The following is a 22,901-nucleotide window of genomic DNA, read 5'->3' as shown; positions in this document are numbered from 1 at the left end:
CCTTATCCCCTAATAACGTATTATTTTAATAATTTTCAAAGCTCGCTTTTCATTGGTACTGCCTAAGGTTGCAGTAAAGCTTGGTGTCCCTTCTATGTCCAAGGTTACTTCTTCATTTATTTCCAAAGGCACAAAATCTCCTACTTTCCATGACATTACCTGACCCAGAGTACTGACTGTTTCCGCCATTGAAGCACTCACTGACAATTCAACATCCATGAGCTCTTCTTTCAGAGAATTAATCCAGTTAGGATCAATTTCATCATCAGGTCTTGATGCCCCTAGCTCCAATTGCTGCTTGATAGGTTCAAGCATGGAGTATGGTAAAATAAAGTAAAAAGCCCCTGTTTCCTTACCAAAATTCAAGATGAACTGCGCCACAAGCAACATTTCTTCTGGCTCAGCAATATTAACTAATTGGGGGTTTGTTTCGTCATTGAATTTTGTTATATCCAGTTGAATTATTGGTTCCCAGGCATGGATTAAATTAGCTACCAGTTTTTTAGTGACGACTTCCATAACACGAAGTTCAGTTGCAGTAAAATCTGTTTTATCCTTTTGAGCACCAAATTGGCTATTTCCGCCAAAATAATAATCGACCAAGTCATACACAAAGGTACTATCAAACAAAATAATTCCTTTACCACGAAGAGGTTTGAATTTGTAGATACCTATCAGGCTAGGATTAGGTAAACTCTTCATAAACTCCTTATGCTTTGTAATAAGTAGCGGATCTTGTTTAATTTCAAAATCTCTAGCCGTTAAATGATAAATATCTGCTGCAAACAGACGAACTGCCCTGTCATAAATTTTGTCTAATACCGGAAGCTGTCCTTTAACAATACGCTCTTGTCCGGTAAAATTAAGTGTTTTGACTCTTTCTTCCGCTACATTTTTATCAGAATCAAAAGTGGAGTTTAATTCCTGGCTGGTAGTATCTTCTGGTTTTTTACGAGCTGGCTGCTCCCTTGAATTCAATTCTTCATCATTCGTTTCATCATCAATTGACTCATCTACTGAATCCAGTAATGCATCGATCTCTTCTTGTGATAACACATCTTTCTCAGTCATAAGCAATCCATTCGCATCTCAACCAGATTTTCAAAGTTATTTTAAAATTGAAGTGTTGATTAGTTTAAAATTAGACCAATTAATCAGTAACAACTATAGAATGGTTATGTTTATGCAAAGCCCGTGCCATCCAGGAAATATATGAATAAATCAAATAGATAGTGTAATAATCAACCATTGATTAGCTCTTTTAATTCGACTCTGTCAATGTTTTGGCATAAAAAATCATACGGTTTATATTGATAGGGCTTACGAAAAACTCCAAGGTCGAGGTAAAAAATGTTTTGGTGAGGGAATTTAGATAAACTAACTAACTAACTGAATTAAAAACATTTTTTAACATAGAGATTGGGATTTTTCGTAAGTCTTGTGCACAATATCTGAAATTGTGAGTATTCCTTAATGGTAGTGTAATCACTTCAAAAACAAATGCTTAGAAAATCTCCCATTTAATCTACTGCTTGTTGCTCGCATTTATCTTCTGCTAAACTTTGACAATTAGAGTTACAATCTATTTCATCAGAGGTTAAACACACATCATCCAGACATTGCTGATAATTTTCCCCAACACATTCTTCCAAGTTTAATTTATCAGTACCATCATCCAGACCAGGAATATCCGCGGCAAATGCTACCAAGGAAAAAAATAAAAAGCAGGCTATGCTGGCAAGATTGAATGTTTTGTTCATTAGAATACCTTCCATTGATATTTGATTTAATTATAGACATCCTATAGCCTTTGTTCCTGTTTCCATAATAAAAAAATCATGCGACACTCACTCATCTGTCTATTTAAAAATTTCTGATATGCGTAGCAAAAGAATCTTATTAACTAATTTTACCCGTGCAATTTATAGTGAGTCCTGTTGTATAAGGCCAGACACAGAAAAAGAACTTATTCACTATATTGCACAAAATCAGCCTAAAAACATGCTAACCAGGGGTGCAGGATTGAGTTACAGTGATAGCTGTCTAAATCAAGACGGCCTGGTAATTGATACTAGTCGCTTTAATCATTTCATCGATTTTGATGCCGAAACAGGCATCGTAGTATGTCAGGGTGGAACACCATTTAAGGATCTGTTTTTACTTCATGATGAATTCATTCCCCCAGTTCTCCCAGGCACAGCATTTGCCACTGTAGCAGGTGGAGTAGCCCATGATGTTCATGGTAAAAATAACCATTCAGCGGGAAGCTTTGGACATCATATTTCTTGGTTTGATTTATTGATAGGTGATCAAATCATGCATTGTAGCCGCGAAAAAAACAGTGATCTATTTTTCGCAACTATAGCGGGTTTAGGTTTAACAGGCATTATTACACAAGTCGCTATTCGTCTTAAAAAAGCACCACGCCATCTGACAATAAAAAATAAACCATTTCCATCTATCCAGGAATTAATTGCTGAAATGGCGACTTATGGTCTTCAGCAAGATTACCAAGTAGCCTGGTTAGACTTGTTATACTCAGAACCCAGAGCCATTTTATCAACAGCAAATTATTGTGAATCTCCAAACTATCCTGATAAAAAATTAAAAATTGATAGCCTGCCTAAATTACCATTTGGACTTATCAAAAAATGGAACATGAAAGTATTTAATCAATATTTTTATTCCAGACAAAAAGAAAATGAAATGATGAGTCTCACCCAATACAATAACCCTCTGGATAAAATATCACATTGGAACCGACTCTACGGACCTAGAGGACTAATACAGTTTCAAGCCGTATTTGATAAAGATAAGGCCAGGCAAATTATTAATCATATATTGGAGATTATTAGGGCTCATAGTGCTACTCCAACCCTCACTGTCCTTAAAGTATTTACACAGCCTGGATTAGGTTTGCTTTCGTTTTGTCGGCCTGGATTTACTCTGGCTATTGATTTTATTAATAATCCTCACGCCAAAAAAGCAATAAGCGCGATGAATCAATTCATTTCAGAAAACGATGGATGTGTTTATTTGGCTAAGGATTTATTACTAAATCCAGAACAATATTTTACAATGTACAAAAATCAATCGAAATTTGCTCAAATACTTACAAAATATCGATGCCCCATGCGTTCAGATCTTGCGACACGTTTAGGAATCATAAAATGATGCAGAGGAAATGGGTTGTTTTAGGAGCTACTTCAGTTATTGCCGAACAATTCGCACATCTTGCTGCGCATGCCGGTAACCATTTATGTTTGGTAGCACGCAATTCCGAACAATTAGCCTTAATCTCAAAAGATATTCAATTGCGATATAAAATCCCTTGTGACGCGATAACTATCAATTTATCCGAGTCTAACGAGCAATTGCTTACCATTTTAGAAACCAGAGAAAGAGAATTGGATTTATTTATTGCGCATTGTGATTTTACCGATAATAACCATTTAAATCCGCAATCGATTAAACATTTAATTGATACCAATATCTCATCTACAGTAATCCTGATTAATACCTATTTACAATCACAACAAGAAAAACATCGTATCGTTTATTTAAGCTCCGTTGCTTCCTGCCGCGGCCGTGCCAAAAATAGTCTTTATGGTGCCAGTAAAGCAGCAATTGAAATATTTCTCGAAGGTCTGCAACAAAAAGCAACTCCACATCAACATATCTTAATCGTTCGCCTTGGATACATTGATACAAAACAAACGTATGGACTACCTGGAGTTTTTTACGCAGCTCAACCTCAAGACTGTGCAAAGGCATGTTGGGAAAAAATAAATCATAATAAAAGATTATTTTACTATCCTTATTTCTGGAGAGTGGTCATGGCTATTATTACAAAACTCCCTTTTTTTATTTATAAAAGAATGGGAAAAATATAAGTATTATTATCGCAATGATTTGTTTTTATACGTTATAACGCACGGTTATAGGCTTTTGTATTATGATAAAAACTATCCTAGTATTAATTTAAGTAATATTATGATTGGTTTTAAAATAATGAATATTGCCGATTTGCAATCTTTTCTTGCAGTTTTAGAACTCCACTCTATCTCTTTAGCTGCCAAAAAATTGCATATTACTCAGCCTGCTTTAAGTAAAAGAATTAGAAAACTTGAGTCGGAGTGGAATACCCAACTTTTTATTTCTTCAGGATTAAGGACTGAGCTAACTGATAAAGGAGAACAATTATTGTCTTATGTTCGGCAGATGGTTTATCTGAGCCATGAGTTAATTAGCAGTACTGGCACAGATAAAAAAAGCCTCAGTTACTGCTAAATATTGGTCTATCTAAGTCACTGTATTCATTTTCAGTAACTTCGCCTTCTCCCTGTTCCTCTTTCAAATAGGCAGATGAAGAACTATTGTTACCAAAAATTCCTAACTGAATTCTGACTGAGTTACTGCTGCTTGATGATGCTCCTGATAGTCGGGTAGCATGAGTACTTACAGCATCTTCAGAGCGCGATATTACTCTAATTTCTTCTTTTAGCTTCGCATGACCATGGTTCATTTTTTTAATTTTGCTTGTTAATTCAGAAATTTCTATGTTCAGTTTTTCTAATTCTTCTGTTAATTCCCCTAACTGTTTATTTAATTCTTTTTTATTCTTCTTTTTAAGAGAGGAGTCCTTCAATTGAGTTTCTACAGCATCAATCTGAGATCTCAACATAGATGCTTGCAGCATCAAACTTTTCATAGGAACGACAACTATTCTTCTGGATTCACTTCCCATATGCGTTAATTTTTCAATGATATTATGTCGAGTATTAGCCAAGTGCTCTAACTTGTCAGCATGCCTTTCTTTAAAAGGAACTCCGCTATCAGGATGCGCAATAAAACATTCCAGGATGGGTTTCAACTGATTAGTAAATTGTATTAATCCCAACAAATCTTCTGCAGGGTATAAACCAAACTCGTTGGTGAAATGAGGAGCCATAATAATTGCAAGATTTTCCCATGTCATTAGATTGGTTTCATGAAAGCCTCCTGCCGTATGCATTAGGTAACAATAATGATAAAGAATTTCTCCAACCCGTTGATGGTCAAGTATTTTTGAAAGTAATAAAGAATCAATAAAATTATCCAGCAACTGTACTATTACATCAGTATTTTCAACATCACTCTTGTCAGAACCCAATAGATTTTTTAATTCTGTCGTAAAATGCTTGAGCAATGGATCTCCGGTTTTCAACAATACACTTTCTTTAAGAACTAGAGGTAACATTCCCAAAACATTATTCAGATGTAAATTATTTATCTGGCGATCTTCTACGATATAATCCGCCAAATTCTGTACATTAAAATTCTCATCAATGATTTTCTCAAGCAACTTTTCAGATTCTTCTCTTGATCCGGCCAGTCGAAATACTCCTGGCCAGTTTAATAGCTCTGGGTTTTGTGACACTAATTGGGCAACACATCGAAATACATTGACAATCACATGAGTACTATATGGTGGTGGCATAACAAATTCCCCGATTAAATTTTGAACAAAATATCATGGGATCAAAACTAAATCAATTATTGTTAATGAAATACGAACCTGAATTTTTCCAGCCACATTAATGTCTTTTGGATTAATTGAATTCATCTCAAGTGTTACTTGCGATGAAATTTATGTTCCAGAATAAAATCATGATTGTCTAATCAGGAACGGCCTAATAGAATAGGCCGTTCCTGATTAATTTGAGGAAGCAAAAATCACTTTAAAATTTTAATCATTGGCAATATTGTTTTTATTACCCCAAAAAATTGCAAAATATAAATGATTAAAATAATTAATACCAATACATTTAACAGACTTTTAATAGCCCCGGGCATAGGTATAAAGACATTAATTAACCATAGGCCTACACCAAAAACCACTATCACTGCGATTAAATTCAGCAAGTCATTCATAATAGTGCTCATTAGTAAACCAGTGTCTATATTATAGCAAATCCAAAAACAACTTGCTTTTCTGCAGTCGAAAAGAAAAATCTGGAAATATTAAATTTTTTCAATCATTTCCCTTATTTCTTTGATCTTACTGTTCAAATCTTCAGGAACGTTCCCACCACCTTGAGCCATATCATCTCGGCCACCTCCTTTACCACAAAGATGTCTTACTAATTGAGCAGCACTTGGCGTTTTGCCAATAATATTCTTACTTACCCCGGCAATGACATTCATTTTATTCTGTTCAATAGTAAATAATATGATCACCGCTGAATCAATTCTTGATTTTAATTGATCCATGGTATGGCGCATGGTTTGGCTATCCATACCCTCTAACTGCTTAATCAATAAATTAATACCCTTGATCTCCTCGATCTCACCAAGAATATCTGCTCCAGATTTTTGTGCTTTTTCACTTAAAAGTTTTGCAATCATTTTTTCTTGATTTTTATTATCAAGCAATAATTGAGAAATTTTTTCCTGTAGACTATTAGGTGTTGTTTTAAGGGTAGCTGCCAGATTATTCATAAATCCCAGCTGTTCATTGACCCAGGCTAACGCATAACGACCCGTAACCATCTCAATCCGCCTAATACCGCTAGCAATACCATATTCTGCTACGATTTTGAAAAGACCTATATCACCAGTACGTCGTGCATGAGTTCCTCCACAAAGCTCCTTGGAAAAATCGCCCATGGATAATACGCGTACTGCGTCGGAGTATTTTTCCCCGAATAAAGCAACAGCACCACTTTGCTTGGCTGATTCAATGTCCATTACTTGAGTTATTACTTCATTATTAGCCCGGATCTGTGCATTAACTACCTCTTCAATTTGCTGGATTTGTTGAGGATTCAATGCCTCGAAATGAGAAAAGTCAAAACGTGCCCGTTCAGCATCCACCAGAGATCCTCGCTGTTGAACATGTTGTCCTACAATTTTTTTAAGAGCAGCATGTAACAAATGAGTTGCGGTATGATTCAGTCGAATTGCATCCCGTCTTATGTGATCTACCTGCGCATGGATTGATAAATCTAAAGTGAGCTCACCTTTAATTACTTCTCCATAATGTACGACGGCTTGCCCTACTTTTTGTGTATCATCAACTTGAAAAGAACAGTTTTTTCCTATGAGTAATCCTTTATCTCCTACCTGACCACCACTTTCAGCATAAAATGGGGTATGGTCAAGAATTACAGCCCCTTTTGCTCCCTTATTAATAGATTTCACTTCATTACCTTCTTGAAGTAATCCAATAATCTTTGCTTCCATGGATTCTTTTTCATACCCATGAAATTCAGACTGATGATCCAATTGAGACACGGCATGATAATCTGTAGTAAACTGACTGGCGGCTTGAGACTGTTCTCTTTGCTGTTGCATCAATTGATTAAATGCTTCCATATCAATATGTAAACCTTGTTCACGAATGATGTCTGCTGTCAAATCGATAGGGAAACCATAAGTATCATACAACTTGAATGCCACTTCTCCTGATAGTTCCTGGCCTTTCAAATTTTTAATATGATCTTGTAATAAACGCAATCCTTGTTCCAAAGTACGGGTAAACTGATTTTCTTCTTGTTGCAAGATCCTTTCGATATGCGCTTTCGAATTGATTAGCTCGGGATAAGCATCTCCCATGACATCAATCAAAGGCTGAACAAGTTTGAAAAAAAATGGACTGGGTAAACCTAATTTATTCCCATGCCTGACTGCTCTGCGGATAATCCTTCTTAATACATATCCTCTGCCTTCATTACTAGGCAAAACTCCATCAACTATCAAAAAAGAGCAGGAACGAATATGATCTGCGATCACTTTTAAGGAAGTATGATTTAAATCAATATTCTGGCCCAATTGTGCTATTGCTTTAATCAAATACTGAAAACTATCAATTTCATAATTACTATGGACACCTTGGATAACCGCGGCTAATCGTTCCAATCCCATACCGGTATCCACAGAAGGCTTTGGCAAGAGGTGTAAATGTCCCTCTCTGTCCCTGTTAAACTGCATGAATACCAGATTCCATATTTCTATATAACGATCTCCATCTTCATCTGGACTGCCCGGGGGACCGCCTGCTACTTCAGGACCATGATCATAAAAAATTTCTGTGCAAGGACCACATGGACCCGTATCCCCCATTGACCAGAAATTATCTTTTTCCCCACATCGAGAGAATCGCTCGGGAGATACCTTCATTTCCTTTAGCCATATGTCTTCTGCTTCCAAATCCTCTTTATAGACAGTAACCCATAGCCGTTCTGCCGGTATGTGTAAAACTTCTGTTAGGAATTCCCAAGCATATTGAATAGCTTCGCGTTTAAAATAATCACCAAAACTAAAATTACCCAACATTTCAAAAAATGTATGATGTCTCGCCGTATAACCAACATTTTCCAGATCATTATGTTTACCACCTGCACGCACACAGCGCTGTGCTGTAGCAGCACGCTGATATGAACGAGTTTCAAGACCTAAAAAAAGATCCTTGAATTGCACCATACCTGCATTGGTAAATAGTAAAGTGGGATCATTTGAAGGGACCAATGAGCTAGAAGCTACTATTTGATGACCGCGTTGAACAAAATAGTTAAGGAATGCTTGTCTAATTTCAGAACTTTTCATTTTTTAATATTTACCAGTTAAATTAAGTAAGAAGATTTAACCTCTTTAAATACCTTTGAAATAACATCCCTATCAAACCCTCGATACAGCAAAAACCGTTGCTGTTTTTGTATTTCACTATAAGAGAAATCATCCTGTCTCTTAAATTTTTTCTCCCATGCCCGCAAAGCATAATTGACCCAATTGTCTTTTTCTTGATGCAGCACACTTTGAATGAGATCTGGATCTATTCCCTTGTTTTTTAATTCCTGCCTGATCTTTAAAGGGCCATAGCCTTGATGAATTCGTACTCTGATATAATTTTCTACAAAACGCACATCGCTTTGATACCCAAGACGTTGGCATTCATACAAAGCATTTTGAACATCATTGGTGCTAAATCCTTTCTGCTTCAGTTTATCACATAACTCCATAGCGCTATACTCGCGCCTGGTTAACAGACGCAAGGCGCTATCGAATGCTTTAGTCATCTATAGTCTCAAAAAGATCTTCTGATGAACTAGCCAACACAGACAACTTTTTTTCCAAGAGCTCAGTACGGATTTGTTGTTCAAGCTCTGCAGCGACTTGGGGATTTTCTTTCAAATATAATCTGACATTTTCTTTGCCCTGCCCGATTTTTTCCTGTTTGTAGCTATACCAGGCACCTGATTTTTCAATTAAATTCAATTGAACACCCAGATTAATAATTTCACTCTCACGAGATATACCCTCGTTATATAAAATATCAAACTCAGTCATTTTAAACGGTGGCGCCACCTTATTTTTAACTACTTTAACTCGGGTTTCACTGCCTAATATTTCTTCGCCCTTTTTAATTGAACCAATACGGCGAATATCCAAACGAACCGAAGCATAAAATTTCAAAGCATTACCCCCTGTAGTGGTTTCAGGGCTACCAAACATCACGCCAATTTTCATACGTATTTGATTAATAAAAATAACCAGTGTGTTCGAGCGTTTAATGTTAGCGGTCAATTTACGCAGGGCTTGCGACATCAATCTTGCCTGTAAACCAACATGGGAATCGCCCATTTCTCCCTCAATTTCTGCTTTGGGAGTCAAGGCAGCAACCGAGTCAATTATTACGACATCAACTGCTGCAGAACGCACCAGCATATCAGTAATTTCCAGAGCTTGCTCGCCTGTATCCGGCTGAGAAACCAAAAGCTCATCCACCTTCACACCAAGTTTCTGAGCATAGCTTGGATCCAGAGCATGTTCCGCATCGATAAATGCTGCTGTACCACCCATTTTTTGACATTCAGCGATCACTTGAAGAGTGAGCGTGGTTTTACCAGAAGACTCAGGGCCATAAATTTCAACAATACGGCCTTTTGGCAAACCGCCTATCCCTAAGGCAATATCAAGACCTAATGAACCTGTAGAGATTGCTTCAATATCCCGTGATACCGTGCTATCTCCCATACGCATTACAGACCCTTTACCAAATTGGCGTTCAATTTGCGAAAGCGCCGCTGATAGTGCTTTTTGTTTATTCTCTTCCATAATTTATTCCAGATTATAATGTGTGCAAGAACAAAATTATCACACAGATGTGAGCGAGCAGCAAACAGTAATCTTAGTGTATTACTAAATAAAAGTAGCATACGGTGGCTGATGATTAGTCTTTTATTATAAGCTACGTGGAATAACCATTTGTTCAAAAGTGAAGGTGTTGTCAGTTTGAACTTCAAACCTTGATTTTTAGCTTGATAACGGGGCAATATAAAAATATATAGACAATCCGACATAAAAACCAAGGTTTTACAATCAAAATAACGAAAATGTTAACTACTCATAATGCTGTGTCATAATTTATTGACCTTGAGATGAGTAAGCAACCTGGGAACAAAAATAACAGCAGCTAAAACTATACCACCGAAAAATAATAAATTGCTTGTTGAAAAGAAAGGGGTCTTATTATCAGACACTTCAGTTGAAGGTTTTTTTTCTGTCATAATATTTTCCTCATCTACCTTATTGACCAAAGAGAGAGATTGAGGAACAGAAGCGGTTTCCTTATTTTCTTTATAACGACCAAACAAAGTATTTAATTTAAGATCATGGTCTTTTGCCTTTGATAGTGCCGATTCATAGGCTAATTCGGCGTCGAAAACTCCAAGACTCGACTGTTGCAAAAATTCTTCACTATGCTGATGCAATTTGTCTATTTCATTTCCGAATTCAACATATCTGGTAGTTGCATTTCTTCTTAATACATTGAGCTTGTTATGTGGGATGCTATCATCAAACCCCATATCCGGATTTTTTCTTACCTCTCTTGCCAAATTTAAAATGGAATAAACTATCTGAACACTATCATGTTGACATTGCTGTTGAATTTCAGTGCTTGGTTGTGAAAAACCTTTATCATCAAAACTCTTAATTTCTGAAAGCCTGAGTAATTGCTCTTTTGTTCTATTGTAGACTGTGTCTTTAGAGTTATTTTCAATAAGCAGCCATTCTGCATAGGATCTCAGATATTCTTGCTCCACATAAAATTTTACTTGCTCAAAAACATGATCAAAAATGGTCATATCCATTGAGTCAGATTTTGAATTGGCTTCTATTTCCTTTAATAACTTCTCCGCGAATCCTAATAATTCATTCACTTCTTCGTATATGAGAGCGGCGTTTATTATCGCATCTTCACCTACTTTAAGTTTTGCGAGCTCAACATATTTTTTAATCTGGATATCAATCAGATCACATAAAAACTCAAACAACCTTGTATATTGACTCATATTTTTTCCTATTTTTTAAATCAAATAAATTATTATACTTCTTGTGCAACTTTTGTTATTCAGTTTAAAACAAGAAACACATTTTCGAGGATCCGTAGATTTTCATTGTATAAATCCATTCTACGAACTATTTGCGTTACAGCTATAAAACAAAAGACACTGTTTATGCAAGAGGTTTATTGTAATTTTTATTAGCTGAGTGGTAAAAACAAGAATTTGAGACCAAATAATAGAATTGAAAAAATATAGACTATTGATGTTTTATTAAACTATGTTTTTAAAAAACCATTCGGTTAGCCACAGACTTTTTTAAGAGTAGAAAGAACTCCATTTAAAGCATATTGACAGGCAGACAAACGTATTTCTTGCCGACTTCCAGTGAATTGTTGTCTTGATGTTTGTTGAAATTGATGGTGAACTGCCCAGGCAAAGCATACAGTACCTACTGGTTTTTCAATACTGCCTCCTTCTGGACCTGCGATGCCAGTAACTGATACAGCGATATTACCCATACTATGTTGTAACGCACCAGCAGCCATAGCCAAAGCCACTTCTTCACTGACTGCCCCATGAGTTTGTATTAGCTCGTGAGCAACAGAAAGCATTTCCTCTTTAGCTAAATTACTATAAGTAACAAAACCACGCTCAAACCAATTTGAGCTTCCAGGTATTTCCGTAAGGCAAGCAGCAATTAAACCTCCTGTACAAGATTCCGCAGTCACTAATTGCCATTTTGCTTTTTTTAAATAGGCAGCTATTTCTTCAACCAGTATTGAGAAATGACCCATACCTTTCACCTATAAAAAACCCCATAAAACATCTATGGGGTTTTTTGATAATTTATAAATAACACTGAAATTAATCTTACTGGCCTTGGCCTTCAGTAGAAGGTTGGGCTTGGTTATTTCCAGTATTTTCACCACCTTGTTGTTGCTGATCAGTTGGTTGTTGTTGCTGCTGTTGTTGATCAGTCTTTGTATCTGCAGGCTTCGAGCCCTCACCGCATCCAGTTAAAAATAACGCTAGACAACTAGCAGCAGCAATCATAGCTAAACGATTCATAATCACTCTCCCTATTTATTTTTTGTAATATCACGTTAATTCTAGCAAATATTCTCATTAAGTGAAGAACTTATCTCCTGAACTTAAAAAATAAAATTTATATTTTATTGCAGTATGTTAAATTAAATGACATAAACCATGCCTTAGTAATCATTTTGGCAAATTCTATAGTAATTTGCAGATTTTAAAAATCATACTTATTTTTTAGACACATCAAGGTTATACTTAAGGTTTTTTGATCACATTGTCTTTATTGTTTTCATAAAAACCAATACCACCAACATGCCTTACTGACTTCACACAACACTTTTGTTAAAATTGAGGCATTTCAATCGGCTCAATCACTATGTCTAGCTCTCACACACCAATGATGCAGCAATATTTGCGCATTAAAACAGACTATCCCGACATGCTCTTATTTTATCGCATGGGTGATTTTTATGAGTTGTTTTTTGATGATGCCAAACGCGCGTCACAACTTTTGGATTTAACTCTGACACATAGAGGACAATCTGCTGACAAACCTATTCCCATGGCCGGCGTTCCTTATCATGCGGTAGAAAACTATTTGGCACGATTATTAAAAAAAGGGGAATCCGTAGCCATCTGTGAACAAATCGGAGATCCAGCTACCAGCAAAGGACCAGTAGAAAGACAAGTAACGCGAATCATTACTCCTGGTACAGTAACAGATGAAGCATTATTAGATGCCAGAAAAGATAATATTTTGTTGGCCATACACACCCAAAAACAAAAAATTGGTATTGCATGGGTTGATTTAGGTGGCGGTCGTTTTCATTTGCAGGAATTAACAGAAGAACATCAGTTAAATGCAGAGTTAGTGCGCCTGCAACCAGCAGAACTCCTCTGCAAAGAATCCACGCCGCTTCCTTCATTTTGTTCTAACTTTGCTGTTAAATTCAGACCAGGATGGGAGTTTGATGCAAGCAACGCACATAAATTATTGTGTGAACAATTCTCCGTGACTGATCTTTCGGCCTTTGGCGAACAAAATTACCCCACTGCCTTGATTGCAGCAGGCGCTTTATTAGCTTATTTAAAAACCACTCAAAAACAGTCATTACCACATCTTACAACACTTACTCTTGAGCAATCCGAGGATTACCTGCAACTGGACGCATCGACTCAAAAGCACTTGGAGCTTTTTGAAAATATACATGGTGGTGGTGAGCACTGTTTGCTTTCCATATTAGATAAAACAGCTTGTGCGATGGGAAGCCGTTTACTCAAACGTTGGCTGGGAAAACCATTAAAACAACATGCAATCATTCAAACAAGACAACAAGCCATTAAGGAAATTATTTTTCTTCAACAAGACGTTTCACTTCATCAGCTGATTAAACAATGCGCCGATGTGGAGCGCATAGTATCACGTATTGCTTTAAAATCAGCGCGCCCACGTGATTTGGTTTCCTTATTGCAAACTCTGACACTGCTTCCAGCAATCCATGACGAATTACAAGAAAACAAGAGCTTGTTAATCAATGAAATCAAGAAAGAAATAAGCCCTCTCCCACTGCTGCAGCAACTGCTTGAAACAGCCATTATAGACAACCCGCCAATGCTAATTAGGGATGGTGGAGTCATTGCTCCAGGATTTGATGAAGAACTGGATGAGTTGCGTAATTTAAGTAGCAATGCTCATGAAACATTAGTAAAACTTGAACAGGAAGAAAAAAATCGCACAGGATTATCCACTCTAAAACTAGGTTACAATAGCGTTCAGGGATTTTATATTGAACTGTCAAAGGCACAAGCTCAAAATGCGCCGCCCCATTTTCACAGAAAGCAAACTTTAAAAAATGTGGAACGTTATATTACTCCCGAACTAAAGCTGTTCGAAGACAAGGTGCTTTCAGCTCAATCCAAAGCATTGGCTCGCGAAAAATGGCTATATGACAATTTGCTTGAAGAAATTCAGCAATACATACCTGAGTTATCGGATCTTGCAAAATCTCTGGCGCAATTGGACGTATTGGTCACTCTTGCTGAAAGAGCACAAAGTTTAAATTGGAATTGCCCGAATCTCGTTCCTGAATCAGGCATTATGATACAAGCCGGACGACATCCTGTCATTGAGCCATTATTACAAGAACGGTTTATCGCTAATGATTTGGAACTTAAACCAAATCAAAATATGTTACTAATCACTGGGCCCAACATGGGCGGCAAATCGACCTACATGAGGCAAACCGCCTTAATCGTTCTGTTGGCACATATTGGAAGTTTTGTACCTGCTGATAAAGTGACATTAGGTCCATTAGACCGAATCTTTACTCGCATTGGGGCCAGTGATGATTTATCCTCTGGACGTTCCACTTTTATGGTGGAAATGACTGAAACAGCTCAAATATTAAGGCAGGCAACCAGCCAAAGCCTCGTATTAATCGATGAAATTGGTCGTGGTACCAGTACCTATGATGGAATGGCATTAGCTTATGCAAGCTGTGCCTTTCTTGCGTCAACAATAAAAGCCTATACTTTGTTTTCTACTCATTACCTGGAGTTGACTGAATTACCCAAAGAATTCTCTTGTATTCGCAACGTGCATTTGCAAGCATCCATCAAGACAGGACAAATTGTTTTCTTGTACCGTGTCGAAGAAGGTTGCGCAAATCGTAGTTACGGATTAGAAGTCGCAGAATTAGCTGGCATACCTAAAGAAGTGCTAAAGCTGGCTCATGAACATCTGAATCAGATACAAGATACTCAATCTATCCTGGTCCAGACTCAAATTATAAAGCCTCCCACATCTCCAGTTTTAACTGAACTAAAAAAAATTGATCCAGATAGATTAACTGCCAAAGAAGCGTTGGATTTAATTTATAAGTTAAAACACCTGGAGTGTGCCGAGAGCATCAATTGATGTAGTTATTACATGAATAGGTTTGCATATTTAATCATACTAATCATTTTGTATTTTCCATTGTTTGCTCAGGACAAAAAGGCCGGGCTGCTTGAGATTGATGGTATAAAAGGAAAAGTTCTTGCTAATGTGGAAACTCGTTTAGGTGAATTGAGCCAAATTAAACCTTTAAGCCAATTTACCCCAACTGAACTTCAAGACCAAATTAATAAAGCCATTCAACCATTTGGATATTTCAATGCGGAAACCAGTATTAATAACCTCAACAATAAAATAATAATAAAAGTTCAACCTGGGTCTCAAATTCGTATTGCCTCCATTAAAGCGATGCTAACAGGAGAGGGAGCACAAAATCCATTATTACGAAAAACTCTGAAAGAGTTACCTCTGCATATTGGAGATCCTCTGTTTTCAGAACAATACGAAAAAGCAAAACAAAATATTATAAATACCGCAGAAAATATGGGATATTTACACGGCGTATTTAAAAAAGCTGAAATATTGATAGATGAACACAAAAAATCGGCTCAAATCACCCTGATTTTTGATACGGGGCCCCAATACTATTTTGGCCAGGTGCAATTTGACCCAACCTATATTTCTCCTCAGCTATTACATCGTTTCGTACCATTTGATCCTGGCCAACCTTATGCCACAGATCAAGTTTTGAAATTGAATGATTATTTATCGAACAGCGGTTACTTTAGTTCTGTACTGGTAAAACCCCAAATTACTGACGCCCAAACAGTACCGGTCATTGTTCATTTGCAACCTGTACCTAAATATTCCTATTCATTTGGCCTTGGCTATGGAACAGACACAGGAGTGCGTGGAAAAGCAGCTCTTCATGTGATTCCAGTCAATCGCCAAGGACATAAGTTTAATGCCGTAGCGCAAGGCTCTTTCAGGCAAAACGCCTTACAAGCCCAATATGTAATCCCCGGAAAAAACCCTGTTACCGATCAATATGCCTTGACCGGTAATTTTTCAAATTTAAACTATAATGCAGGTTATAGTAATGCTACTCTCTTATCCCTGAGCCAATTGCATAATGTGAATCAATTTCAAAGAGCGCTTTCACTGAATGCTCTGTATGAAAGTTTTCATTACTCTCTACAACCCAATACGGATCAGTTTTTGCTCTACCCCAAAGCCAATATCACTTTCAGTAAAACTAAAAATCTCTTGTTTTCGCCATCAGGGTATAATATTACTTTTAACGCGCTTGGGGCGAATAAGGCTGTCCTCTCCCATCTGAACTTTGGACAACTTTCACTGGATGCCAAAGCCGCGCTCACATTGGATTCACTGCATTTGCGCCTGTATGGGCATACCATCCAAGGTATTACAGCAATCAATGATATCAATGAATTACCGCTTTCCCTGGCATTACTTCTGGGAGGAACTGACAACCTTAAAGCCTATAGTTTTAACTCTATCGGACCAGGAAAAATTATCACTTATGGTGGCTTTGAAATTCAAAAAGAATTCAAAAAAAACTGGTATCTTGTTGGATTTTACGATGCTGGAGATGTTTACAATCCATCCGTTAAAAACATTCAATACGATATTGGAGGCGGTCTGATGTGGGTTTCCCCTATTGGGCCAATTAAAGTTGGATTAGCCCAATCAGTCGATAATAAGATGGAGAGAATAGGACACAATCCAAGATTGGTTATCAGTATGGGACCAGACTTATGATGATATTAAAATTTATCAAAAAAGGATTTTACTACTGCTTAATAACAGCAATATGTCTGGTTAGTTTGGTTATCTTTTTGATTTCAACTACCCCGGGGCTATATGCAGTAATTAAATTAACTCATTTATATCTTCCTGGCACTCTTAAAATACACCATCTTAAAGGACAATTACTTGATCAATTTTCTATTGGTGAAATGGAATATCAACATCAAGGCACTAAAATAAAAATTTTTAACCTGGCGGTTAACTGGCGTTTCAGCTCATTGCTTCACAAAAAATTGCCTATTGATAGCATGAGTGCTGAAATGATTGAAATAAATCAAAAGACGCCCATGCTGATACTAAAAAATATCAAATTAAGCGGTTATTTAAATCAACAATCAATTAAACTGAATACACTGCAATTTAATTATTGGAATCAATTGATTACCAGCCAATTAGAACTTAGCAACTCATTTCCTCATGTATTTTCAGGAAAAATTCGTTTAAACCCACATTCTACAAATAAGAATATATTCTCAGGAGGGATAGACATTGGTGGTAATCGGAATCAAATTCAATGGGGAGGAGAATTTGAAGGTCCTGGAAAAATAACAATTAACGGCAGTCTTCAACAGTTAAAACAAATAAAGCAAGTCATAAAATGGCGCGACTTACATTGGCAAGACAATAAAAATAACAATTTAAAAAGCTCGCAAGGAAGAATTGAAGTATCGGGAACAATTCCAAATTTAGCTATCGACTTAAAATCCAAACTTGACATAGATCAATTAAAAAATTGGCAAATGAACGCTTCGATTAAGGGCAAGCTGCCTTGGCAATGGAATGTCGATGCTACGTTCTCTCAACCATTAGATTTCTCATCAAAACTTGATGGTTTATATACAAAATTTGCTTTGAAAATGGAAACTCAAAATGACCATCATGCCGACTTTCTGATCACCATTGCTCCAGGTCATTATCAAATAACAGAAAACAATCTGATGCCGTTAATTCAGTTTACTGGCGGCAATATTAAAGGCTCTCTTTCCCAAAAACAATTCAGTGGACAAGGAGTTCTCTTTCTGGATGCATATAAAAAAGTGAATTTTAATTTTAAATTCCCGGAGTTTAATGTCTACCAAGATATAGCACAACAAACAATTGATGCGAAACTATCCATTCTTTTTAACTCTCTGGATTTTTTGCAAAATGCCAGTCCTTATTTAATAAATCCCAAGGGACAATTTCTCGCCTCCATTCATGCAAAGGGCACTTTAAATAAACCAATAATTGAAAGTAAACTCGCTTTAAACAAAGGCTCATTTAATATCCCCGCTTTAGGTCTCAATATAACTGATATGGTATTAGCGGTTTTTAGCAAAAAAGATGGATGGGAAGCGACTGGCTCTATTCATTCATCTGAAAAAAAACTGACCTTAAAAGGACAAGGGATTTTCAATAAAGAGCTTGGTGGGACTGTTTCAATAGAAGGTTCCAATTTTCCCATTGCAAATAATAAGGAATTCCAGGTTAATATATCTCCACAGTTACAGGTGCGCTTCACTCCATCGCTATGTCAAATCACTGGAATTATCCAAATTCCTAATGCTCATATAAAACCCCAAACATTTACCAATAGTCTTGTGGCTACAGATGATATTGTATTTGCGAGTAAGAATGCCCAACCTATAACCCCCTTATTTAATACCAATATGTCAGTACGAGTTGAAATGGGAGAAGAAGTTGAGCTGACCTTTAAAGGATTGCATGCTTATTTGGCGGGTATAGTTACAATCAATCAATTATCACAAGGACCCATAACGGCAAATGGTGAGTTAACCGTCAAAAAAGGAGAATATAAAGCCTATGGGCAAGATTTATCTATTGAACAAGGACAATTAATTTTTACAGGCGGCCGAATTGATAATCCTGGAATTAATTTAAAGGCATCCAAGAACATATCCAATTCATTTGGGAGTGTATCAGGCTCATCCGAACTGTTTAATTTTAACAATTATAATAACCTCAACGTTGGTAACAATTTTAATGTTGGAGTCGAAGTAACTGGACGATTACAATCACCTAAAATTCAATTATTCTCTAATCCTCCAACACTTTCTCAAGCAGATATCCTATCTTTTCTTGTAATAGGCCGCCCAGCCAATCAAGCAGATAAGGCAAAAGGCCAATTACTTTTAACAGCTATCTCCTCGATGAATTTAGGTACAGGAACTAATGGAACCCAACTGTTGGAGCAATTAAAGCAAAAATTAGGATTCGATTTTAACGTACAGACAACCACTAATTTTAATCAACAAACCAATAAAATTAGTGAATCAACTGGTGTTGTGGTTGGAAAATCTCTTTCAGATCGAATTTATTTAAGTTATAACGTCGGTTTGTCTCAAACTGACCCTAACGTATTAACATTAAAATATATACTAAATAAATTTTTAAGCATTCAGGTAAGCAGCAGTGATTCGGGTAATGGCGTCGATATTCTATATACTAAAAGCACATCATCACCAGAAAAAGCAAAACCTGACAAATAAAATCTTAATCCATACTGTCGAAGGATGTAATAAATGAATGAATATAATTTGCCTTTAAGATTATCTCGTTTAAGAAAAAATGCCATGTCAAGAGCATTAGTAAGAGAGACGAGGCTGCATACACAACAACTAATTGCTCCATTGTTTATTAGCGAATATTTAACTGAAGCAAAAGAAATCAGCGCTATGCCAGGCCAATTTCAACTAGGCCTCAATTGTATACCTGAGGAAATTGAAGCTTTATCAAAATTAGGCATCCCTGCAGTCCTCTTATTCGGCATCCCTAAGCAAAAAGATGCTTGTGGCAGTGAATCAATGAATAATAATGGAATCATCCAACAAGCTATTAAAAAAATTAAATCAGTGAATAGTGACATGTTAGTGATTACTGATCTTTGTTTTTGCGAATATACCGATCATGGTCATTGCGGGATTCTGGATGGTACTCAAATTAATATTGCTGCTACCTTAGAATTATTAGGAAAACAAGCGGTAAGTCATGCTGAAGCAGGTGCTGACTGGGTTGCTCCCAGTGGCATGACAGACGGAATGGTTTTGGCTATACGCCAGGCATTGGATACTGCCTCATTTCATGATATTCCTATTTTAAGTTACAGTGCCAAATATTGCTCGTGCCTTTATGGGCCTTTTAGAGAGGCAGCGCAGGGTGCACCACAGTTTGGCGATAGGAAAGCGTATCAAATGGATCCGGCAAATAGTGAGGAAGCTGTAAGGGAAACCCGATTAGATCTGGAAGAAGGCGCAGATATGATTATGGTTAAACCAGCCGGTTTTTATCTTGATATTATTTATAAACTTAAACAACATTTTGCTGATGTACCGCTTTGTGCCTATCAGGTCAGCGGTGAATATTCGATGATAAAAAATGCAGCAAAAAATAATCTAATCAATGAAGAACAAGCAATGACTGAAAGTCTCATTGCGATTAAACGTGCTGGCGCTGATTTTATTATTTCTTATTTTGCTAAAGGCATGGCTGAGTTATTAAACTCTCAAAATTTTATTTAATTATGAGTCAAATAAATCAAATCAAGAACTATAAAACGACTATATAAAGAGAAAGACTTGCCTCATCTATAACAAATCTCATATAGTAAATGGGATTGGCATTGCCTAATCAACTACAATCTAGAAGGAGAAATCAATGAATTTAATGCTTAAAGGTTTATCGGCCTTAGCAATTAGTCTCGGTGCTGCAACAACTTTTGCAGCTCCAGCTTATTTAACAACCCATAACAGAACTGGTGAAGAATCCAATGCCTACATAGCAGGCAGCATCCCCTCTCTTTACCCAACAGCAGCTTACTCTACCAATCAAGTGTATTGGAATTTAGTGAGATTGGCTTGCTATGGACATACAACTAATGGTCAATGCCCTGCCTTAATTAAAATGGCAACCAATACAGCTAACCCAATTGATATCGGATACGTTACCATGGATCTGAATACTGGCGATATTACTCCCAAGACGCTATCGGCTAAAGGCTATTCGCTGAGAGTAATAGGACCTGGAGAGGCTGAAATTACTAAAAACTAGTCAATTGTCTCCATTTGTTTTGAATAGCTTATGTAGGTTGAACGCTAATACAACCTACATAATCAATACATGTAAATACTTACGTTTATCTTAATTAAGATTAATTATCTCAGCACACGATTATCTAAACGTTATTTATCCCGACACACATAAAACTAACAGGGCTTATACAAAACCCCAAGGTCAGTGCAAAAAATATTTCCTAATTTTAGCGAAGAGATTGGGATTTTTCATAAGTTCTGACTAATAAAAAAGCCACGCATATCACGTGGCTTCTAACAAGGTCAAGAGAAAGCTTTATTTAGTCGGTGCTGGAGGTTCTTTATCAATAGTCCAAGTTGCTTGCACACCTACTAAATTGGCACCTGCAGTTCCAGATGCTGTAACGTTATATCTGGTTGTTGCAGTAAACGCATCAGTCCTGTTAATAACTGGATCACTTGAAGTAAATAAATGGGTATATCCGATATCGAGACCGATATTATTCGTTGCCTGATAATGAGCGCCAGCAGATAAAGCCCAACGATCTGTATCCGGTAAACGCACGTCTCTGTCAATATTGTTCGTAGGTGTTGGATCATAACCACCGCCCACACGAAGCATTAATTTATCATTAACATGATAATTGGCACCAATCGCTACCCGCAAAGTATCGTTATAATTCTGCGGTGATATGCTTATCGCCTTGGCTTGGGAAACATTTCCATTATCCGCTGGTCTTCCGGCAGCTGCATTAGAGAGTTGTACTGTTTTATAACTACTCCATGCAGTATAAACTAAAGAGCCTAACAGTGCAAGTTTGTCATTGACATCATGATAAGCACTAATAGTCACTACATCAGGAAAATCAATTGAGTTACTAAATAAATCATCGCTTTGAAATATGCCAGGTGCCGGGAACAAAAATGGCGCTAATATATTACCTGGACTTGCCAATGGCCCTGTTAGACGACTGTAGCCATAGAATTCATGCCGCATTGATGACTGATAGTTTGCACCGAGACGAGTATGATTATCGTTAAACATGCCCAGAACACCCACATGAAAACCTACTCCAAAAGAGTGTCCTTTATTGTAAGTCAGTGAATCGGCTAACATGGGGTTAAAAGGTGGCAAAACATTCAGTATGTTAGGTACTCCAAGTATACGATTGTATTTAACTCTAGCATATTGCAAATCCAAACCAGCCCCCAAAGCAACGTGCTCTGTTAATCTACCACCAATTTCGGGTGATATATTGGTGGTAATTAACTCAGTAAAAGTGGCTTGATAGCGCACTGGAGAATCTGGGCCCCAATCTGTTGCCAATCCAAATGGTGATACAACACTTAACCCAAACGTAGCATTTTCACCCAATGGCAAGGCATAATGAAACGAGGGCACAAAAGCATCCTCAGCCCCATTGATATTATTGAAAACCTCAGAATAAACAAAAGAAGGGAAAGGGGGCGGATTAATTGTTGAGTAAGTACTAACTCCGCTTAACTTGGCAGTTGGGAATACACCGACACCTGCAAATACAGCTTGCTGATCGCGGATTAATACCAAACCTGCTGGATTATACCAACCTGTAGAAGCATCCGCTGCTTCAGCAGCCACACCGGCAGCGAAGTTACCTGTTGTATATCCAGCTCCTTCGGTATACAAAGAAAATCCACCTGCGTTTAATGTACCAGTAGCTAGAACTCCGAGAACAGCAGTACTCACTAGCGTTCTTAAGGGTTTGTGCCTAATTTTCACTCCACACTCCTTTCGTTTAATAACATCCCAATTCATGGTAATAAAAATGATAATAAATGAATTTATAATGATTTAAAACGGTA

Annotated in this window: 18 protein-coding genes and 1 pseudogene; 8 read left to right on the top strand and 11 right to left on the bottom strand. The window is 37.0% G+C overall.

Annotation, left to right across the window (positions count from 1 at the left end):
- Nucleotides 1–9: 9 nt before the first annotated feature.
- Nucleotides 10–1,071, bottom strand: a complete 1,062-nt coding sequence (gene fliM / locus OQI99_RS03625; RefSeq protein WP_061512541.1) for a flagellar motor switch protein FliM — start codon at nucleotides 1,069–1,071, stop codon at nucleotides 10–12.
- 449 nt (nucleotides 1,072–1,520) lie between these two features.
- Nucleotides 1,521–1,760: a hypothetical protein gene (locus OQI99_RS03620; protein WP_061512540.1), complete on the bottom strand. Its 240-nt coding sequence runs from the start codon at nucleotides 1,758–1,760 to the stop codon at nucleotides 1,521–1,523.
- A 118-nt stretch (nucleotides 1,761–1,878) separates the two neighbouring features.
- On the opposite strand from OQI99_RS03620, the gene OQI99_RS03615 reads away from it, so the two are divergent.
- The 3 genes and pseudogenes from OQI99_RS03615 to OQI99_RS03605 all read left to right on the top strand — a co-directional run.
- On the top strand, nucleotides 1,879–3,174 hold the full coding sequence (locus OQI99_RS03615; RefSeq protein WP_061512539.1) for an FAD-binding oxidoreductase: 1,296 nt from the start codon (nucleotides 1,879–1,881) through the stop codon (nucleotides 3,172–3,174).
- Complete coding sequence (locus tag OQI99_RS03610; RefSeq protein WP_061512538.1) at nucleotides 3,171–3,893, top strand: SDR family NAD(P)-dependent oxidoreductase; 723 nt, start codon at nucleotides 3,171–3,173, stop codon at nucleotides 3,891–3,893. The genes OQI99_RS03615 and OQI99_RS03610 overlap by 4 nt, the downstream gene beginning before the upstream one ends.
- A 118-nt stretch (nucleotides 3,894–4,011) precedes the next feature.
- Nucleotides 4,012–4,298: pseudogene (locus tag OQI99_RS03605) on the top strand (LysR family transcriptional regulator); the annotation flags it as partial.
- Here the strand turns inward: OQI99_RS03605 and OQI99_RS03600 are convergent.
- From OQI99_RS03600 to OQI99_RS03565, 8 genes are all read right to left on the bottom strand, one after another.
- A complete protein-coding gene (locus tag OQI99_RS03600; RefSeq protein ID WP_061512537.1) occupies nucleotides 4,277–5,479 on the bottom strand; it encodes a hypothetical protein in 1,203 nt (400 codons plus the stop codon). The pseudogene OQI99_RS03605 and the gene OQI99_RS03600 sit on opposite strands and share 22 nt — an antisense overlap.
- 236 nt (nucleotides 5,480–5,715) lie before the next feature.
- Nucleotides 5,716–5,913 carry a Thivi_2564 family membrane protein gene (locus tag OQI99_RS03595; RefSeq protein ID WP_011946738.1) on the bottom strand — a complete coding sequence of 66 codons (198 nt, stop codon included), beginning with the start codon at nucleotides 5,911–5,913 and terminating at the stop codon, nucleotides 5,716–5,718.
- Nucleotides 5,914–6,003: 90 nt separating this feature from the next.
- Nucleotides 6,004–8,586 (bottom strand): alanine--tRNA ligase, encoded by a 2,583-nt coding sequence (gene alaS, locus OQI99_RS03590; RefSeq protein ID WP_011214060.1) that lies wholly within the window; start codon nucleotides 8,584–8,586, stop codon nucleotides 6,004–6,006.
- A gap of 17 nt (nucleotides 8,587–8,603) precedes the next feature.
- Nucleotides 8,604–9,056, bottom strand: a complete 453-nt coding sequence (recX, locus tag OQI99_RS03585) for a recombination regulator RecX (protein ID WP_010947526.1) — start codon at nucleotides 9,054–9,056, stop codon at nucleotides 8,604–8,606.
- Nucleotides 9,049–10,095, bottom strand: a complete 1,047-nt coding sequence (gene recA / locus OQI99_RS03580; RefSeq protein ID WP_010947527.1) for a recombinase RecA — start codon at nucleotides 10,093–10,095, stop codon at nucleotides 9,049–9,051. The genes recX and recA overlap by 8 nt, the downstream gene beginning before the upstream one ends.
- A gap of 302 nt (nucleotides 10,096–10,397) precedes the next feature.
- A complete protein-coding gene (locus tag OQI99_RS03575; RefSeq protein WP_061512536.1) occupies nucleotides 10,398–11,333 on the bottom strand; it encodes a lpg1803 family Dot/Icm T4SS effector in 936 nt (311 codons plus the stop codon).
- A 293-nt stretch (nucleotides 11,334–11,626) separates the two neighbouring features.
- Nucleotides 11,627–12,121, bottom strand: a complete 495-nt coding sequence (locus OQI99_RS03570; RefSeq protein ID WP_061512535.1) for a CinA family protein — start codon at nucleotides 12,119–12,121, stop codon at nucleotides 11,627–11,629.
- Between the two features lie 76 nt (nucleotides 12,122–12,197).
- Nucleotides 12,198–12,395 carry a hypothetical protein gene (locus tag OQI99_RS03565; RefSeq protein ID WP_011215777.1) on the bottom strand — a complete coding sequence of 66 codons (198 nt, stop codon included), beginning with the start codon at nucleotides 12,393–12,395 and terminating at the stop codon, nucleotides 12,198–12,200.
- A gap of 346 nt (nucleotides 12,396–12,741) precedes the next feature.
- Between OQI99_RS03565 and mutS the strand changes: the two genes are divergently transcribed.
- The 5 genes from mutS (at nucleotide 12,742) to OQI99_RS03540 (ending at nucleotide 21,078) form a co-directional block, all read left to right on the top strand.
- Nucleotides 12,742–15,282 carry a DNA mismatch repair protein MutS gene (mutS, locus tag OQI99_RS03560; protein ID WP_061512534.1) on the top strand — a complete coding sequence of 847 codons (2,541 nt, stop codon included), beginning with the start codon at nucleotides 12,742–12,744 and terminating at the stop codon, nucleotides 15,280–15,282.
- A gap of 12 nt (nucleotides 15,283–15,294) precedes the next feature.
- Nucleotides 15,295–16,983 carry an autotransporter assembly complex protein TamA gene (locus tag OQI99_RS03555; RefSeq protein ID WP_010947532.1) on the top strand — a complete coding sequence of 563 codons (1,689 nt, stop codon included), beginning with the start codon at nucleotides 15,295–15,297 and terminating at the stop codon, nucleotides 16,981–16,983.
- Nucleotides 16,980–19,520 carry a translocation/assembly module TamB domain-containing protein gene (locus OQI99_RS03550; protein WP_011946741.1) on the top strand — a complete coding sequence of 847 codons (2,541 nt, stop codon included), beginning with the start codon at nucleotides 16,980–16,982 and terminating at the stop codon, nucleotides 19,518–19,520. Before OQI99_RS03555 ends, OQI99_RS03550 begins: the two co-directional genes overlap by 4 nt.
- 33 nt (nucleotides 19,521–19,553) lie before the next feature.
- Nucleotides 19,554–20,549 carry a porphobilinogen synthase gene (gene hemB / locus OQI99_RS03545; RefSeq protein WP_011946742.1) on the top strand — a complete coding sequence of 332 codons (996 nt, stop codon included), beginning with the start codon at nucleotides 19,554–19,556 and terminating at the stop codon, nucleotides 20,547–20,549.
- Between the two features lie 136 nt (nucleotides 20,550–20,685).
- A complete protein-coding gene (locus OQI99_RS03540) occupies nucleotides 20,686–21,078 on the top strand; it encodes a hypothetical protein (protein WP_010947535.1) in 393 nt (130 codons plus the stop codon).
- Nucleotides 21,079–21,375: 297 nt separating this feature from the next.
- Here OQI99_RS03540 and OQI99_RS03535 read toward each other — a convergent pair whose 3' ends face one another.
- Nucleotides 21,376–22,818, bottom strand: a complete 1,443-nt coding sequence (locus OQI99_RS03535) for an OmpP1/FadL family transporter (protein WP_011946743.1) — start codon at nucleotides 22,816–22,818, stop codon at nucleotides 21,376–21,378.
- Nucleotides 22,819–22,901 lie beyond the last annotated feature (83 nt).

Origin of the sequence: Legionella sp. PATHC039, assembly GCF_026191275.1 — a bacterium.
Classification (GTDB): domain Bacteria; phylum Pseudomonadota; class Gammaproteobacteria; order Legionellales; family Legionellaceae; genus Legionella; species Legionella pneumophila.
Note: the sequence above shows the minus strand (reverse complement) of the source record. Positions and strands in the feature narration are given on the sequence as shown.